This window comes from Pseudomonas sp. PF05 (genome assembly GCF_056521845.1).
Genome location: NZ_JBWLPW010000001.1, coordinates 505,448 through 521,876, shown reverse-complemented (window position 1 = coordinate 521,876; position 16,429 = coordinate 505,448). Strand labels below are relative to the sequence as shown.

At 61.6% G+C, this 16,429-nt stretch carries 15 protein-coding genes; 11 read left to right on the top strand and 4 right to left on the bottom strand.

Annotated features, from left to right (window positions below):
* Positions 1-43 precede the first annotated feature (43 nt).
* Both cobF and AC09SL_RS02300 read right to left on the bottom strand, forming a co-directional pair.
* Positions 44-799 (bottom strand): precorrin-6A synthase (deacetylating), encoded by a 756-nt coding sequence (gene cobF, locus AC09SL_RS02305; protein ID WP_058545507.1) that lies wholly within the window; start codon positions 797-799, stop codon positions 44-46.
* Positions 796-1,374, bottom strand: coding sequence for a histidine phosphatase family protein (locus tag AC09SL_RS02300; protein WP_058545506.1), 579 nt, complete (start codon positions 1,372-1,374; stop codon positions 796-798). Before AC09SL_RS02300 ends, cobF begins: the two co-directional genes overlap by 4 nt.
* Positions 1,375-1,673: 299 nt before the next feature.
* On the opposite strand from AC09SL_RS02300, the gene AC09SL_RS02295 reads away from it, so the two are divergent.
* The 8 genes from AC09SL_RS02295 (at position 1,674) to AC09SL_RS02260 (ending at position 9,966) form a co-directional block, all read left to right on the top strand.
* Positions 1,674-2,528, top strand: coding sequence for a MurR/RpiR family transcriptional regulator (locus tag AC09SL_RS02295; RefSeq protein WP_058545505.1), 855 nt, complete (start codon positions 1,674-1,676; stop codon positions 2,526-2,528).
* A 2-nt stretch (positions 2,529-2,530) separates the two neighbouring features.
* Positions 2,531-3,175 carry a cysteine hydrolase family protein gene (locus AC09SL_RS02290; RefSeq protein ID WP_058545504.1) on the top strand — a complete coding sequence of 215 codons (645 nt, stop codon included), beginning with the start codon at positions 2,531-2,533 and terminating at the stop codon, positions 3,173-3,175.
* Positions 3,172-4,524, top strand: coding sequence for a type I glutamate--ammonia ligase (locus AC09SL_RS02285; protein WP_064106774.1), 1,353 nt, complete (start codon positions 3,172-3,174; stop codon positions 4,522-4,524). The genes AC09SL_RS02290 and AC09SL_RS02285 overlap by 4 nt, the downstream gene beginning before the upstream one ends.
* Positions 4,508-5,260, top strand: a complete 753-nt coding sequence (locus AC09SL_RS02280; RefSeq protein WP_058544020.1) for an N-formylglutamate amidohydrolase — start codon at positions 4,508-4,510, stop codon at positions 5,258-5,260. The genes AC09SL_RS02285 and AC09SL_RS02280 overlap by 17 nt, the downstream gene beginning before the upstream one ends.
* Before the next feature lie 73 nt (positions 5,261-5,333).
* A complete protein-coding gene (locus AC09SL_RS02275; protein WP_058544021.1) occupies positions 5,334-6,683 on the top strand; it encodes an APC family permease in 1,350 nt (449 codons plus the stop codon).
* 110 nt (positions 6,684-6,793) lie between these two features.
* Positions 6,794-7,810, top strand: a complete 1,017-nt coding sequence (locus AC09SL_RS02270) for an arginine N-succinyltransferase (RefSeq protein ID WP_058544022.1) — start codon at positions 6,794-6,796, stop codon at positions 7,808-7,810.
* Between the two features lie 61 nt (positions 7,811-7,871).
* Entirely contained in the window at positions 7,872-8,906 is a 1,035-nt protein-coding gene (gene astA / locus AC09SL_RS02265) for an arginine N-succinyltransferase (protein WP_058544023.1), read from the top strand.
* A 190-nt stretch (positions 8,907-9,096) separates the two neighbouring features.
* Positions 9,097-9,966, top strand: coding sequence for an isocitrate lyase/PEP mutase family protein (locus AC09SL_RS02260; RefSeq protein ID WP_003200006.1), 870 nt, complete (start codon positions 9,097-9,099; stop codon positions 9,964-9,966).
* 71 nt (positions 9,967-10,037) lie between these two features.
* Here the strand turns inward: AC09SL_RS02260 and AC09SL_RS02255 are convergent, their stop codons facing one another.
* Positions 10,038-11,267 carry an acyl-CoA dehydrogenase gene (locus AC09SL_RS02255; RefSeq protein ID WP_058544024.1) on the bottom strand — a complete coding sequence of 410 codons (1,230 nt, stop codon included), beginning with the start codon at positions 11,265-11,267 and terminating at the stop codon, positions 10,038-10,040.
* Positions 11,268-11,444: 177 nt separating this feature from the next.
* Between AC09SL_RS02255 and AC09SL_RS02250 the strand changes: the two genes are divergently transcribed.
* The 3 genes from AC09SL_RS02250 (at position 11,445) to AC09SL_RS02240 (ending at position 13,920) form a co-directional block, all read left to right on the top strand.
* Complete coding sequence (locus AC09SL_RS02250; protein ID WP_018611524.1) at positions 11,445-12,377, top strand: LysR family transcriptional regulator; 933 nt, start codon at positions 11,445-11,447, stop codon at positions 12,375-12,377.
* Between the two features lie 206 nt (positions 12,378-12,583).
* Complete coding sequence (locus AC09SL_RS02245; protein WP_057447765.1) at positions 12,584-12,985, top strand: MerR family transcriptional regulator; 402 nt, start codon at positions 12,584-12,586, stop codon at positions 12,983-12,985.
* A 35-nt stretch (positions 12,986-13,020) separates the two neighbouring features.
* Positions 13,021-13,920, top strand: coding sequence for a hydroxymethylglutaryl-CoA lyase (locus tag AC09SL_RS02240; RefSeq protein WP_058544025.1), 900 nt, complete (start codon positions 13,021-13,023; stop codon positions 13,918-13,920).
* A gap of 654 nt (positions 13,921-14,574) precedes the next feature.
* On the opposite strand, the gene AC09SL_RS02235 is transcribed toward AC09SL_RS02240, so the two are convergent.
* Positions 14,575-16,272 (bottom strand): AMP-binding protein, encoded by a 1,698-nt coding sequence (locus AC09SL_RS02235; protein ID WP_058544026.1) that lies wholly within the window; start codon positions 16,270-16,272, stop codon positions 14,575-14,577.
* Positions 16,273-16,429: the final 157 nt, after the last annotated feature.

Genomic DNA, 16,429 nt, shown 5'->3' with positions numbered 1-16,429 from the left:
CGGGAGCAAGCGCCCCCGCCACGGTTCGGTTTGAGTCGTCAGATCAGGGTTTACGCAACAAATAGGTATCCATGATCCAGCCATTGGCCTTTCGCGCGGCCTTGCGGGTGCGCTCGATGTCATCGGCCACGTCTCCCAGGCGACCGGCGATAAGGATTTCATCCGGCGTCCCCACATAGGCCCCCCAGTAAATGTGCGTATCGGGATCGCTCACCTGGCGATAGGCGCCCTCGGCATCGAGCATCACCACCACACTCGCCGCGTCGCCCACCTGCCCCGCCGCCAATCGGCGTCCGGTGGTGATTTCCAGCGAACCGCCAATGCGGGTCAACGGCACTTTATGCCGGGCGGCCAGGGCCTGGACGCTGGTGATGCCGGGGATCACCTCGAATTCGAAGGCGCAGTGGCCCGCGTCGAGGATCGCCTGCAGGATGCGCACGGTACTGTCGTACAACGCCGGATCACCCCACACCAGAAAACCACCCCGTTGACCATCGGACAGTTCTTCATTGATCAAGCGTTCGAAGGTGGCCTGTTTGGCGCGGTTCAACGCTTCGACGCTGTCCTTGTAGTCCAGGTCGCCGCGTTGGCGCTCCGGGCTGTAGGCTTCGACGAAACGGTAGGTGCGATCAACGATGTAGCGCCGACAGACTTCACGCCGCAGGTCCAACAACTTGTCCTTGGCCGGGCCCTTGTCCATGAGGAAGACTACGTCCAAGCGGTTCAAGGCTTTCACTGCCTGCATCGTCAGGTGATCCGGATCGCCGGCTCCAATGCCAATGACTGACAACGTCTTCATCGCGGCGACTCCTGGCCAGGTCCCTGGGTCCGCAATCGCCATACGCCGTTGAAACGCAACTCGAGGGTGGACAGCGGTTCAATGTCGATCCGGTTGAATGTGGCGGCCGGACAACCCAGGACACTCACCAGGGCTGCGCGGATCACGAAGGGGTGGGTGACGGCCAGCAGATGCCCTGGCCGGGTCTCCAGACTGGCCAGCCAATCCCCGACACGGCGACACAACTGGGCGACAGATTCACCGCCATGGGGGGCCGCCTCGGCATCGTCGAGCCAGGTTTGCAGGGCTTGCGGTTCAGCCTCGAGCAACTCCTCGATGGACAACCCGCGCCAGCGTCCCAGATCGCAATCGGCCAGGGCCTGGTCCACCTGGGGTTCGTCGCCGAACAGGGCGGCGGTCTGGCGCGTGCGCAGCTCCGGCCCGCAAAGCAGTTGCCGGACGTTTCGGTAGCGGGGGGCGACCTGCGCGCGGCGTGTCAGCCAGTCGGCGTCCAGCGATTCGTCCAAGCCAAAGCATGCCTGCTTCTGGGCACTGGTACGGGCGTGGCAGATCAAGGTCAGACGAGTGGCTTGCACACTGGATTCTCAGGCAATCGGAAGGGTCGCATGGGCGGGATATTCACGCCTTTAGTTGTACAGCACCTTATACGAAATCAAATAAGTGAGACAAAAAGGCGTTATGTCCGACATCGCAAAAAGCATCGACTGACATACCTGGTCTACCCAGCCGAGACCAATTCCTACAGGGGTTTCGCACAATTTTGGGGCATTCTAAACGGAACGTAAAAACCACTGGACATGTAGCATCAGCTACATAAATACTGTTTTCAGGAGTTATGAAAGAAATTCAACACCCATCCTGGCAAGGAGCACGGATGCCACCTCTCAGAGACCTGATCACCGATCCCGGCCTGGTTTTGACGCCGTCGGAACGCAAGGTCGTACGTGCCCTGCTCGATCACTACCCACGCAACGGCCTCGGTCCGATGTCACGCCTGGCAGACCATGCCGGCGTCAGCGACCCGACCATCGTGCGGCTGGTAAAAAAACTCGGGTTTGGCGGTTATGCCGAATTCCAGGATGCACTGCTCAGTGACATGGACCATCGCCTGCGCTCCCCCCGCACGCTGTTGAAACCGCGGGCCAAATTGCAGCAAGGCGATACCTGGAGCCAGTACCTGGCCGCCAGTCAACGCAACCTCATCGACACCCAGGCCCTGACCCAACCCGAAGACGTGCGCATTCTCGTGCAGTGGTTGCTCGACAACCGTCATCAGGTGCACTGCTTCGGCGGGCGCTTCAGCAGCTTCCTGGCCCACTACCTGCTCAACCATCTGCGTCTGCTGCGCGCCGGCTGTTTCGCCCTGGAAGACAACGCCCAACTGCCTGACCGGTTGTTCGACGTGCAGCGCCAGGACGTGGTGTTGATCTTCGATTACCGTCGCTACCAGGCCCAGGCCCTGCGCGTGGCCAGCGCGGCCAAGGAGCGCCACGCCCGGGTCGTGCTGTTCAGCGACGTCTACGCTTCGCCGTTGCGCGAGCTGGCCGACCTGATCATCAGCGCCCCGGTGGAATCGGCCTCGGCCTTCGACAGCCTGGTGCCGGCGCTGGCCCAGGTCGAGGCGCTGATTGCCTGCCTGACCCTGCAATGCCCCGAGCTGGCCGAACGCCTGGAAGGCATCGATGCCTTGCGCACGGAATTCAACACGCACTTGTTGGAGGAAAAATAAGGATGTTCTCGCTCCCCCACCGCTCGCCGCGGGATCTGCCGTTTACCCGCCAGCACACCGCCTTGCTGCTGGTGGACATGCAACGCGCCTGGCTGGAACCGCAATTCGATGCCCACTTGCACAGCCCCGAAGCCGAGTATTTCATCCATCGGGCCCGCCGGCAGGTCATCCCCAACCAGCAGCGCTTGCTCAACGCGATGCGCGAAGGGCAGCACAACGTGTTGCACACCCACATCGAAAGCCTCACCGCCGATGGCCGCGACCGCTCCCTGGATCACAAGCTGTCGGACATGCACCTGCCCAAGGGCAGCCCCGAGGCGCAGATCATTGCCGAACTGGCGCCGCAGGAAAACGAAATCGTGCTGCCCAAGACCTCCTCCGGGGTTTTCAACTCCACCAACATCGACTACGTGCTGCGCAACCTGCAGACCCGCCACTTGATCGTCGCCGGCATTGTCACCGACCAGTGCGTCGACATGGCCGTGCGCGACGCCGCCGATCGCGGCTACCTGGTCACGCTGGTGGAAGACGCCTGCGCCACCTACACCGAACAACGGCACCTGGCGTGCCTGAACGCGATCAAGGGCTATTGCTGGATCACCGATACCGACACCGTGCTCGCGCGTCTGCAGGAGATGCAACCGTGAGCCGCCTCGATCCTGCCGCCGTCCTCGCTCCGTTACCCGTCACGACCCTGGTGACCACCGACCTGATCGGCGTGACCCGTGGGCGCTCGTTTCCCAGCGATGAATTGCCCCACTACGTCACCGCCGGTTGTGGCTGGGTGCCCGCCAACAGCGCGCTGACGCCCCAGGACATCATCGCGTCGGCCAACCCTTGGGGCGCTTATGGCGACCTGCGGCTGGTGCCGGACCTGTCCAGCCGGGTGACCGTCAACAACGGCCCCGACGCCCAGGCGCCCGCCCTGGACTTCATCCATTGCGATGTGCGCGAGACTGACGGCCGGCCCTGGAGCGCCTGCCCGCGCACACTGTTGCAGGACGAGGTGGCGCGTTATCGCACCGAACTGGGCTTGCAGGTTTTTGCCGCGTTCGAGCATGAATTCAACCTGGTTGCCACGCCGGCGCCGCCTGATCGCCTGGCCTTCAGCCTCCAGGCCCAGCGCCAGCAGGCCGAATTCGCCGGATGGTTGCTCAGCGCCCTGCGGGCCGGCGGTGTCGAGCCGGAAATGTTCCTGCCCGAATATGGCCAGCATCAATACGAGATCACCTGCCGCCCGAGCTTGGGCGTGGCCGCTGCCGACCGGGCCGTGAACGTACGGGAAATCACCCGCGAGATCGCCCGGCAAATGGGCCTGGACGTGAGCTTCGCCCCCAAGGCCTCGGCACATGCCGTGTGCAACGGCGTGCATTTGCACCTGAGCCTGCAAAATCTGAGCGCGGACCCGGTGCTGCATGACGCTGCCAGCAGCAACGGCTTGTCCAGCCTCGGCCAGCATTGGGCCGCCGGGGTGCTGCACTATCTGCCTGCACTGTGCGCGCTGACTGCGCCGACGCCAGTGTCCTACGAGCGCCTGCAACCTCATCACTGGAGCGCTTCCTATGCGTGCCTGGGGCAGCGCAACCGTGAAGCGGCGCTGCGCATCTGCCCGACCGTGAGCCTGAGCGGCAAACCGCTGGCGAACCAGTACAACCTGGAGTTCCGCGCCATGGACGCCACCGCCTCGCCGCACCTGGCGATGGCGGCACTGTTGATTGCCGGGCGACTGGGCATCCAGCAACGGTTGGCACTGAACGCTGTCACCGATGAAATACCCGATGAGCTGGATGAAGCACAACGTCGCGCCCGTGGCATTATCGCCCTGCCGACCACCCTGGCCCAGGCGCTGGACTGCCTGCGCCACAGCGGGGCGCTGCTCGATACCCTGCCCGGCCCGTTGGTCGAAACCTACTTCGCCTTGAAGGCCCAGGAGCTGGCCTTGACCGAGGCGCTGTCACCTGCCGAGCGTTGTGAACACTATGCACGAATCTATTGAGTTTGCTGAATCGGGCCTCTACACCAGGGCCCCCTACCGACTGTCGCGGGAGGAGTCCGAACACCCGGTGCTGCTGGTGTGCGAACACGCCAGCCGCTTCATTCCCGATGCGCTGAACGACCTGGGCCTGGATGAAACGGCCTCCCAGGAGCACATTGCCTGGGACATCGGTGCCCTGGCCTTGGCCGAGCGCCTGTCCGAAACCCTCGGCGCGACGTTGCTGTCGGCCAATTACTCACGGCTGTTGATCGACCTCAACCGGCCGCTGCACGTACCCGACAGCATTCCGGCCCAGAGTGAGATCTACCAGGTTCCGGGTAACCATGCCCTGGACGAAGCCACTCGCGAATATCGCCAGCAGTGCCTGTTCCATCCCTTCCATGATCGGTTGCGGGCGTTGATCGACCGACGCCTGGCCGCCAATCGACCGGTACGCGTGGTGGGCATCCACAGTTTCACCCCGGTGTTCTATGGCCAGCCGCGCGCCCTCGAAGCGGGCGTGCTGTTCGGTGAAGCCAAGGAATACGCCCAGCAGATCGTCGACGGGCTGGGCCGCCATTCGCTGCGAGCAGCAGGCAACCAGCCCTACAAGATCAACCCCATGACCGACATGACGGTTCCGGTGCATGGCGATGGCCGCGGCCTGGATTCAGTGTTGATCGAGGTGCGCAACGACCAACTGCGCAGCCCCGAAGCGGTACGGACCTGGAGCGCCTACCTGGCGCCCCTGCTGTAGCGCGGCAGCGGCAAGTTTCCAGCGACAGACAGCAAGCAAGAGCAACCCACACAGCTGAAAAGGAAAACGGCTCATGAGCATTGAGGCATTTGGCTACAAACAGGAATTGAAACGCGGCCTGTCGCTGACAGACCTGGTGGTATACGGGATGATTTTCATGATCCCCATCGCCCCGTTCGGCGTGTATGGCTATGTCAACGCCGAGGCGCCGGGGATGGTGCCGCTGGCGTACATCATCGGCATGGTGGCGATGCTGTTCACTGCCTTGAGCTACGGCAGCATGGCCCGGGCCTTTCCGGTGGCAGGTTCGGTCTATTCCTACGCGCAGCGGGGTCTTAACCCACACGTCGGGTTCATCGCCGGCTGGCTGATGCTGCTGGACTACCTGCTGATCCCGCCGCTGCTCTATGTTTATGCCGCCATGGCGCTGAACCATTTGTACCCGGACATTCCCAAGGTCGGTTTCATCCTGGCCTTCCTGGTGAGCGCGACCTTCGTCAACCTGCGCGGCATTACCTTCACTGCACGGATGAACATCATTTTTCTATTGGCGCAGTTGGTGGTGCTGGGGATTTTCCTGTTCTACGCCTGGAATGCCCTGCACGGTGGAGCCGGTAACGGCCAACTGACCCTGGCACCGCTGTACAGCCCGGAACACTTCAACTTCGCCTTGCTGATGCAAGCCGTGTCCATCGCGGTATTGTCGTTCCTGGGCTTCGACGCCATTTCCACCCTGGCCGAAGAGATCAAGGGCGACCCGGGCCGCAGCGTCGGCAAGGCAGCCCTGGTGACCTTGCTGGTGATGGGGGCGATCTTCGTGGTGCAGACCTGGATCGCCACGGACCTGGCCGCCGGCATGGGTTTCAAGTCCGCCGACACCGCATTCTATGAAATCGCCGAGCTGGCGGCCGGCAGCTGGCTGGCCACCTTGACCGCGGTTGCCACGGCCCTGGCCTGGGGCGTGGCCGTGGCGATCACTTCGCAGGCAGCGGTATCGCGCCTGTTGTTCGGCATGGCCCGGGACGGCCAGTTGCCCAAGGTGCTGGCCAAAGTCCATCCGACCCACAACACCCCGTACCTGAGCATTTACCTGGTGGCAGTGCTGTCGCTGTTGATCTGCTACCTGTTCATCGACGCCGTGGACACCCTCACCTCCCTGGTCAACTTTGGCGCCCTGAGCGGCTTCATGTTGCTGCACATCACCGTCATCAACCACTACTGGCGCCGCCAGCAGTCCGGCCAATGGATCCGCCACTTGATCTGCCCACTGATCGGCTTCGTGATCGTCGCGGCCATCATGTACAACATGGGCGTGGCTGCGCAGAAGCTCGGCCTGATCTGGATCGCCGCGGGCGTGGTCTATTTGTGTGTGCTCAATAAATTCGGCAACCCTGCCACCGTGCCCGATCCGGCCGGTCAGTGAAAGCCGGCGGCCGAAGGATTCGGCCAACCTTGGTTACAACGCGTGGACATCGACAGTGATCGTCAAGCCCGGTGCCTGCCACCGGGCTCTCTGGAACAGGAGTGCAATCCATGCTGGCCTTACGTCCAGTTCAATTAACCGATCTGCCGCAACTGCAGCAATTGGCGCGTGACAGCCTGGTGGGCGTCACGTCGCTGCCGGACGATACCGCCCGCCTGGAGGAAAAGATCCTCGACTCATGCGCCTCGTTCGAGGCCGATGTGCAGGCCCCAGGGGCGCAGACTTATTTTTTTGTCTTGGAGGACCTGGCGGCCGGGCGCCTGGTCGGTTGTTCGGAAATTCTTTCCAGCACCGGTTACAACGAACCGTTCTACAGCCTGCGCAACCGACCGTTTTCCAGCGAATCCCGGGAGCTGAACATCCAGCATGGCGTGCCCGCGCTGTCGTTGTGCCAGGACCTCAGCGGACAGACGCTGCTGCGTGGCTTCCACATCGACGCCGAACGGGTGCGCACGCCGGAATCGGAGTTGCTGTCCCGGGCCCGGCTGATGTTCATCGCCGCCCACCCCCAGCGCTTTGCCGAATCGGTCATCACCGAAATCGTCGGTTTCAGCAGCGAGGACGGCCAGTCGCCCTTCTGGGACGCCATCGGCCAGCACTTCTTTGACTTGCCCTACGTCGAAGCCGAAAGGCTGTGTGGCTTGCAGAGCCGGACCTTTCTTGCCGAGCTGATGCCGCAGTACCCGATCTACGTGCCTATGCTCCCGCCAGCGGCCCAGGCCTGCATCGGCCGGGTGCATCCCGATGGCCAGGAAGCCTTCGACATCCTCGAGCGCGAAGGTTTCGAGACCAACAGCTACGTCGATATCTTCGACGGTGGGCCGACCTTGCATGCCCGTATCGCCCATATCCACTCCATCACGCAGAGCCGAATCGCCACGGCCCGGCAAAGCCGGCAGATTGATGCAAAAGGCCGTTACCTGGTGAGCAACGACGGCCTCGGAAACTACCGGGCCATCGTCGCCGAGCTGGACTTCAACGCCGAGGGCTGCGTGGCTATGTCGCCCGACATGCTGGCCGCCCTGGACATCATGGACGGCGAGCCGATCCGGGTGATTGCCCTATGAACCTCACTCGACCCCATGGCCTGTACCGACGTTTTGACCGACGCGATGAAGGAGTTGCATCATGATTGTCCGTCCGGTCGCCATTACCGATCTGCCCGCATTGCTGGACCTGGCCCGTTGCGCCGGCCCCGGCTTCACCAGCCTGCCGGCCAACGAAGAGCGTCTGGCCAACCGTGTTCGCTGGGCCCAACGGACCTTTGCCGGGCAAGTTGAACGTGCCGACGCCGATTACCTGTTCGTGCTTGAAGACGATGACCGGCAGGTGGTGGGTATCAGCGCCCTGACCGGCGCGGTCGGGCTGCGCGAGCCCTGGTACAACTATCGGGTCGGGCTGACGGTCAGCTCGGCGCCGGAACTGGGGATCCAGCGGCAGATCCCGACCCTGTTCCTCAACAACGAGATGTCCGGGCAATCGGAGATCTGCTCGTTGTTCCTGCACCCCGAGCAACGTCGTGGCCACAACGGACGCCTGTTGTCCCTGGCACGCCTGCTGTTCGTGGCCGAATTTTCCCAACTGTTCGGCGAGAAACTGATCGCCGAACTGCGTGGTCATGCCGACGAACAGGGCTGTTCGCCGTTCTGGGACAGCCTGGGACGGCATTTTTTCAAGAAGGATTTCAGCTACGCCGATCAGCTGTCCGGCATGGGCAACAAGTCGTTCATCGCCGAGCTGATGCCACGCCAGCCACTGTATACCTGCCTGCTCACCGAACAGGCCCAGGCGGTGATCGGCAAGGCTCATCCGAACACCGAGCCGGCCATGAAAATCCTCAGTGCCGAAGGCTTCAGCCACAAGGGCTACATTGATATTTTTGACGGCGGCCCGGTGATCGAGGCGCCGGTGTCGAAGATCCGCACAGTCCGCGACAGCCAGACGCTGACCCTGGTCATTGGCACCCCGGACGAACAGGCACCGGTGTGGCTGATTCACAATCGACGCCTGGAAAATTGCCGTGTCACCAGCGCTCGCGCGCATCAGCATGGTCACAAGCTGCTCGTCGATCGCCTCACTGCCAAACGCCTGCAAGTACAACCGGGTGATACGGTGCGGGCCGTGGCATTGCCCAGGCTGGGGCAACAAGCGGTGGCGGCGTAGCCCCCTCGTATCCCGACTGACCGGCAGAGCACCGGCTGCCCACCTTGCGGGCCCGTTGTTTCGCTTGATGCCATAACGGCATCACCCATACACATTCGTCATCATCTTTGCGCTTGCCACGTGATAGCCTTTGGATCTTTCGGCGTTGACACTTTTGCTCAAGCCTTTCCATTCCATTGGTGGAACTTATATGTCCAGGCTTTCCCATCAAGATTTGCGTCGTAACTTTCGCCAACTGCTGGCTTCCAACACCTGCTACCACACCGCCTCGGTGTTCGACCCGATGTCGGCGCGCATTGCCGCTGACCTGGGTTTTGAAGTCGGCATCCTGGGAGGCTCGGTAGCATCGTTGCAAGTATTGGGCGCGCCGGACTTCGCCCTGATCACTCTCAGCGAATTTGCCGAACAGGCCACTCGCATCGGCCGCGTGGCCCAACTGCCGGTGATTGCCGACGCCGACCACGGTTACGGCAATGCCCTGAACGTGATGCGCACCATCGTCGAACTGGAACGAGCCGGCATCGCCGCGCTGACCATTGAGGACACCTTGCTGCCGGCCCAGTTCGGGCGCAAATCCACCGACCTGATCGGCGTCGCCGAAGGCGTCGGCAAGATTCGTGCGGCGCTGGAGGCGCGAGTCGATCCGGAAATGGCGATCATCGCCCGGACCAACGCTGCGATTCTGCCGGTCCAGGAAATCATCAGCCGTACCCAGCAATATGAACGTGCTGGGGCGGACGGGATTTGCATGGTGGGCGTGCAAGACTTCGATCATCTGGAGAAGATCAGCGAAAACCTGACGGTGCCGCTGATGCTGGTCACTTATGGCAACCCGTTGCTGCGCGACGACAAGCGCCTGGCCGAATTGGGCGTGCGCGTGACCATCGACGGCCACGGCGCCTATTTCGCCGCGATCAAGGCGACCTACGACAGCCTTCGCGAACAACGGCAGATCTTCACCCAGGCTTCGGACCTGAGCGCCACCGAACTGACACACACCTACACCCAGCCCGAGGACTATATCCGTTGGGCCGAGGAGTACATGAGCGTCAAGGAGTAACGGACTCGCCCCATAGGATTAGCCTGTGGGAGCAAAGCTTGCTCCCACAGAAACCCGTGTTGGGCCAGATCCTAGCCCTTGCTGCGCAACATTTCCTTGGGCACGTACTTGCCGATCTCGAACTTGCCGATCGCGGCGCGATGGACTTCATCCGGGCCGTCGGCCAGGCGCAGGGTGCGTTGCATGGCGTACATGTAGGCCAGCGGGAAATCGTTGGAGACCCCGGCGCCGCCGTGGATCTGGATCGCCCGGTCGATGACCTTCAAGGCCACGTTTGGCGCGACGACCTTGATCTGGGCGATTTCGCTCTTCGCCACTTTATTGCCAACCGTGTCCATCATGTACGCCGCCTTCAACGTCAGCAGGCGCGCCATGTCGATTTCCATCCGCGAGTCGGCAATCTTGTCGATGTTACCGCCCAGGCGCGCCAACGGTTGGCCGAAGGCTGTGCGGCTGGCGGCACGCTTGCACATCAATTCCAATGCGCGCTCGGCCATGCCGATGGAACGCATGCAGTGATGAATCCGGCCTGGGCCGAGACGGCCCTGGGCAATTTCAAAGCCGCGTCCCTCCCCCAACAGAACATTTTCATACGGCACCCGCACGTTCTCGAACAGCACTTCGGCATGCCCGTGAGGCGCATCGTCGTAGCCAAACACCGGCAGCGGCCGGACGATCTTGACCCCGGGGGTGTCCACCGGCACCAGGATCATCGAGTGCTGGGCATGGCGGGGCGCATCAGGGTTGCTCAGGCCCATGAAGATCAGGATCTTGCAGCGTGGGTCGCAGGCCCCTGAGGTCCACCACTTCTTGCCATTGATGACCCACTGGTCGCCGTCACGCTCGGCACGGGCAGCCATGTTGGTGGCGTCCGAGGAAGCAACGTCCGGCTCGGTCATGGCAAAAGCCGAGCGGATCTCGCCGCGCAGCAGTGGCTCGAGCCAACGTTGCTTTTGTTCTTCATTGGCGTAGCGCACCAGCACTTCCATGTTGCCGGTGTCCGGTGCCGAGCAATTGAACGGCTCCGGCCCCAGCAACGAGCGGCCCATGATCTCTGCCAGCGGCGCGTATTCCAGGTTGGTCAGGCCGGCGCCCAGTTCGGACTCAGGCAGAAACAGATTCCACAGGCCTTGCGCCTTGGCCTTGGCCTTGAGCTCTTCCATGATGGCCGTGGGTTGCCAGCGGTCACCTTCGGCCACTTGCCGTTCGAACACCGCTTCGGCCGGGTAGACGTAGGCATCCATGAACGCCGTGACGCGTTCACGCAGTTCCTGAACCTTGGGGGAATAGGCAAAATCCATGAGCAGCACCTTCTTGGCAGAGGTTGTTTTAGGTCATGAAATCGATGCTAGTTCAGCTACGAAAATTTACCTAACCTATTCTCGGCGTGTATTAACATTCATCACCGATATATGTTTCACTGATTCTCATCGCCTCCCGGCACCTCACAACAAGCCCAAGAACAAGAGTGCAGCGCCATGAATCTGAGCAAGGTCGACCTCAACCTTTTCATTGTCTTCGATGCGATCTACACCGAAGCCAACCTGACCCGTGCCGGGCAGATCGTCGGCATCACCCAGCCGGCCGTGTCCAATGCCCTGGCGCGTCTGCGAGAGACCTTCAACGACCCACTCTTCGTACGTACGGCCCAAGGGATGGTGCCGACGCCCATGGCCCAGAACATCATCGGTCCGGTGCGCAACGCCCTGTCGCTGCTGCGGGTGTCGGTGCAGGAAAGCCGGATCTTCAACCCGCTGCAGGCCGTCAAGACCTACCGCATCAGCATGACCGACCTCACCGAAGGCGTAATTCTGCCGCTGCTGTTCCAGCGCCTGCGCCGCCTGGCGCCGACCGTAGCGATCGAGAGCTTCCTCTCCAAGCGCCGTGAAACCACCAAGGAGCTGGCCGCCGGCCGCCTCGACTTCGCCGTGGACGCACCGCTCAACACCGACCCGCAGGTGCGTCACGTCAAGTTGATGGAAGATCGCTACGTGTGCGCCATGCGCAAGGGCCATCCGTTGGCGGGCAAGGAAAAGATCAGCCTCGATGATTACCTGGCCCAGACCCACGTGCATATTTCCAGCCGCCGCAACGGGCTGGGTTATGTCGACCTGGCCCTCGGCAAGATGGGTATCCAGCGCAAGATCGCCCTGCGCTCCCAGCATTACCTGATGGCCTCCCAGGTGCTGCAACAAACGGACATGGTCATGACCGTCCCCGAGCGCTTTGCCCGTCGTCATGATCTGCACGCCTTCCTGTTACCGGTCAACGATGTGCCGCCGGTGGAAACCCACCTCTACTGGCACGAAAGCACCGACCAGGACCCGGCCAACCGCTGGATGCGCGAGCAGATGATCGAGCTGTGCCAGCAGGTGACCGCCCATGAGAAGAAGCTCGACAAGGTGGTGTAAGGCGATAGACCGCATCATCATTCTTCGCGAGCAAGCCCGCACACATTGGATTTGCAGCGCACGCAACATTTAGTATGCGACGCAGAACCTGTGGGAGCGGGCTTGCTCGCGAAGAGGCCCGCCTGGACAACACACCCGCGACTGCTTGACGCGAACGTCAACCTGCCTTTAGCTTAGCGCCAGCCCCTTTCGTTTCGAGCGCTTCCATGAGCAGCCAGACCTACAGCATCTCCGACCTCGCCCGCGAACTGGACATCACCACCCGGGCCATCCGCTTCTATGAAGAACAAGGCCTGTTGAGCCCGGAGCGACGGGGTCAGGAGCGCATTTATTCGCCGCGGGACAAGGTCAGCCTGAAGCTGATCCTGCGCGGCAAGCGTATTGGCTTTTCCCTGGCCGAGTGCCGCGAGTTGATCGAACTCTACGACCCCTCCAGCGGCAATCAGAAACAGTTGCACAGCATGCTGGCGAAAATCGCCGAGCGCCGGGAACAGCTCGAACAGCAATTGCTGGACATCGAACAGATGAAGCTGGAACTCGACACCGCCGAAGAACGCTGCATCCAGGCGCTGGAGCAGACGATCAAGGGCGAGGAAATCGTCCAGTAACACCACGACTCGCCACTATTACAGGTCAATCCCCCATGTCCCTCCCCTCCTTCGTACGCCTGATCGAAGTCGGCCCCCGTGACGGGCTGCAGAATGAAGCACAGCCCATCAGCGTCGCCGACAAGGTACGCCTGGTGGATGCCTTGAGCGCCGCCGGCCTGGGCTACATCGAAGTCGGCAGTTTCGTCTCGCCCAAGTGGGTGCCGCAAATGGCCGGTTCCGCCGAGGTGTTCGCGCAGATCCAGCGCAAGCCCGGTGTGACCTACGGCGCCCTGACGCCGAACCTGCGGGGTTTTGAAGATGCGCTGGCGGCGGGTGTAAAAGAGGTAGCGGTGTTCGCCGCCGCGTCCGAAGCGTTCTCCCAGCGCAACATCAACTGCTCCATCAAGGACAGCCTGGAGCGTTTCGCGCCGATCATGGAGGCCGCCAGGCAGCACGGCGTCAGTGTGCGCGGCTACGTGTCCTGCGTGCTGGGCTGCCCGTATGAAGGGGCAGTCAAGCCTGAACAGGTGGCTTGGGTCGCTCGGGAGTTGTATGCCATGGGCTGCTACGAGGTTTCCCTGGGCGACACCATCGGCACGGGCACCGCCGGTGCCACCCGCAGGATGTTCGAAGTGGTGGGCGCCGAGGTGCCTCGGGACAAGCTCGCCGGACACTTCCACGACACCTACGGCCAAGCCATGGCCAACGTATACGCCAGTCTGTTGGAAGGCATCGCGGTGTTCGACAGCTCCATCGCCGGCCTGGGCGGCTGTCCTTATGCCAAGGGCGCCAGCGGTAACGTCGCCACCGAAGATGTGCTGTACCTGCTCGATGGGTTGGGTATCGAAACCGGTGTCGACCTGGACGCCCTGATCGCCGCGGGTCGGCAGATCTGCGACGTGCTCGGCCGCCCTAGCGGTTCGCGTGTCGCCAAGGCCCGCAGCGCACAGTGAGGTGTTACCGCTGGCTTTGTAACAGCGGTGAAACGAGTAACACGGAAACAATTTGTCAGGTTCGGCGCGACAGCTTTTTCGACGAATAAACATAAATAATTGATTTATATAGAATTTTAAAAGTTGGCACGCCACCTGCTATATCTCTTGCATAACAAGAATAAAAAAACGCAGCAAACCCAATAAAAACAAGACGAAACGACTCTGACATAACAAAAACAACACGGCAGAGACGCAGCTAACAGATTTTTTTGGAGAGGATGTGCTTTTCAGGGTGCTTTCAGGAGCAACCCGCAACCGGGCAGAGAACAATAAAACTACCTTCAGGTAGCTCCCGAATCGGTTGGATCGCAAAGCGAAAAAGCAGATCAGCGCTCAAAAAAATACGTTTGCTCTTGATCCCGGATGGGGATCGCCAAAAACAGCGGTAAAGGGCAACGGCTGCCAATAACAACAACAGGCCGCCCCTCAATAATAAAAAAAGAGCACGCGACGACAAAATTAAAGGGGAGCTTCGGCTCCCCTTTGTGCTGTCTGGCGTTTGGGTTTTTCGTGTGGGAGCGGGCTTGCTCGCGAAGGCGGTGTGCCAAGCGACATGGATGTTGGCTATGCCGCCGTCTTCGCGAGCAAACTCGCTCCCACAGGGGATCTTGCTCAGCCTTCTACCTCGCGCAGTTCTTCGATGCTGATTTCGCGCATGCGGAATTTCTGGATCTTGCCGGTGACCGTCATGGGAAATTCTTCAACAAATTTGAAATGACGCGGCGTCTTGAAGTGGGCGATGCGCTCCTTGCACCAAGCCTGCAGCTCTTGCTCGGAGGCACTGTGGCCGGGATGGAACTTGATCCAGGCGACGATTTCCTCGCCATAGCGCGAGCATGGGATGCCGATCACTTGCACGTCCGCCACCGCCGGGTGAGTGAAGAAGAACTCTTCCAGCTCACGCGGGTAAATATTCTCCCCGCCCCGGATGATCATGTCCTTGTTGCGTCCGACGATGCGCACGTAGCCCTGCTCGTCCATGGTCGCCAGGTCACCGGTGTGCATCCAGCCATCCGGGTCGATGGCGTCGGCGGTGCCCTTGGGGTTGTTCCAATAACCGAGCATCACGCTGTAGCCGCGGGTACACAACTCGCCGATAGCGCCACGCGGGACGATATTGCCGGCCTCATCGATAATTTTGCTTTCCAGTTGCGGCTGGGTGCGCCCGACAGTGGTCACCCGCAGTTCCAGTTCGTCTGTAGGACCGGTCTGCAATGACACCGGGCTGGTTTCCGTCATGCCGTAGGCAATCTGCACTTCGGCCATGTGCATTTCATTGATGACCCGTCGCATCACTTCGATGGGGCACGTGGCCCCGGCCATGATGCCAGTGCGCAGGCTGGACACGTCGAAGTCGTCCCGCTGCGGCTGGTCCAGCAGGGCGATGAACATGGTGGGCACGCCATACAGTGCCGTGGCTTTTTCCTCGGCCACGGCCTTTAGCGTCAGCAACGGGTCGAAGGCATCGTTGGGGTAGATCATGGTGCTGCCATGGGTCATGCAGCCCAGGTTACCCATGACCATGCCGAAGCAATGGTAGAGCGGCACCGGGATCACCAGTCGGTCGCCAGCCGTCAGGCCCAGGCTTTCGCCGACCATGTAACCGTTATTGAGAATGTTGTGGTGGCTGAGGGTGGCGCCCTTGGGAAAGCCGGTGGTGCCGGAGGTGTACTGGATATTCACCGGTTGATCGGACTGCAGGCTGGATTGGCGCTCGGCCAGTTGCGCAGGCGTCACCGCCGCACCCAGGGCGGCCAGTTGCGACCAGGGCAGGAAGCCTGTCGGGGGCTGGGAATCGAGGCTGATCACACCGCGCAAATCCGGCAAGCGCTCGCTCTGCAACTGGCCGATCGATTGCTCCGCCAGCTCTGGCGCCAGCGCTTGCAACATGGCGTGATAATCCGAGGTCTTGAACGCCCCGGCACATACCAGCCATTGGCATCCGGATTGTTTGAGCACGTATTCGAGTTCAGAGACGCGATAGGCCGGATTGATGTTGACCAGAATGACGCCGATCTTCGCACTGGCGAACTGGCTGATGCACCACTGGGCGCAATTGGGCGCCCACACCCCGAGGCGATCTCCGGTTTTCAAGCCCAGCGCCAACAAGGCTCGGGCGTGCAGATCGACGGTCTCGGCCAGTTGTTGCCAGGTATAACGCAGCGATTGATGGCGAACCACCAACGCCTCGTCCTCCGGATAGCGGGCCACGGTCTGGTCGAAAACCTCGCCGATGGTTTGGGCCAGCAAAGCCTTGGCCTGGGAACCACGGGTGTAGCTGTGTTGCGAATGCGAACCGGGTTGATCCATGACGCCCCCTTCTTGTCTTTATTAGTGGGTGTAGCGGTGGAATCTCATGCACAGATGCCGCCGTGGCTGCGTAGGAGCTGCGTAGGAGCTGCGTAGGAGCTGCGTAGGAGCTGCGTAGGAGCTGCGTAGGAGCTGCGTAGGAGCTGTCGAGTGCAAC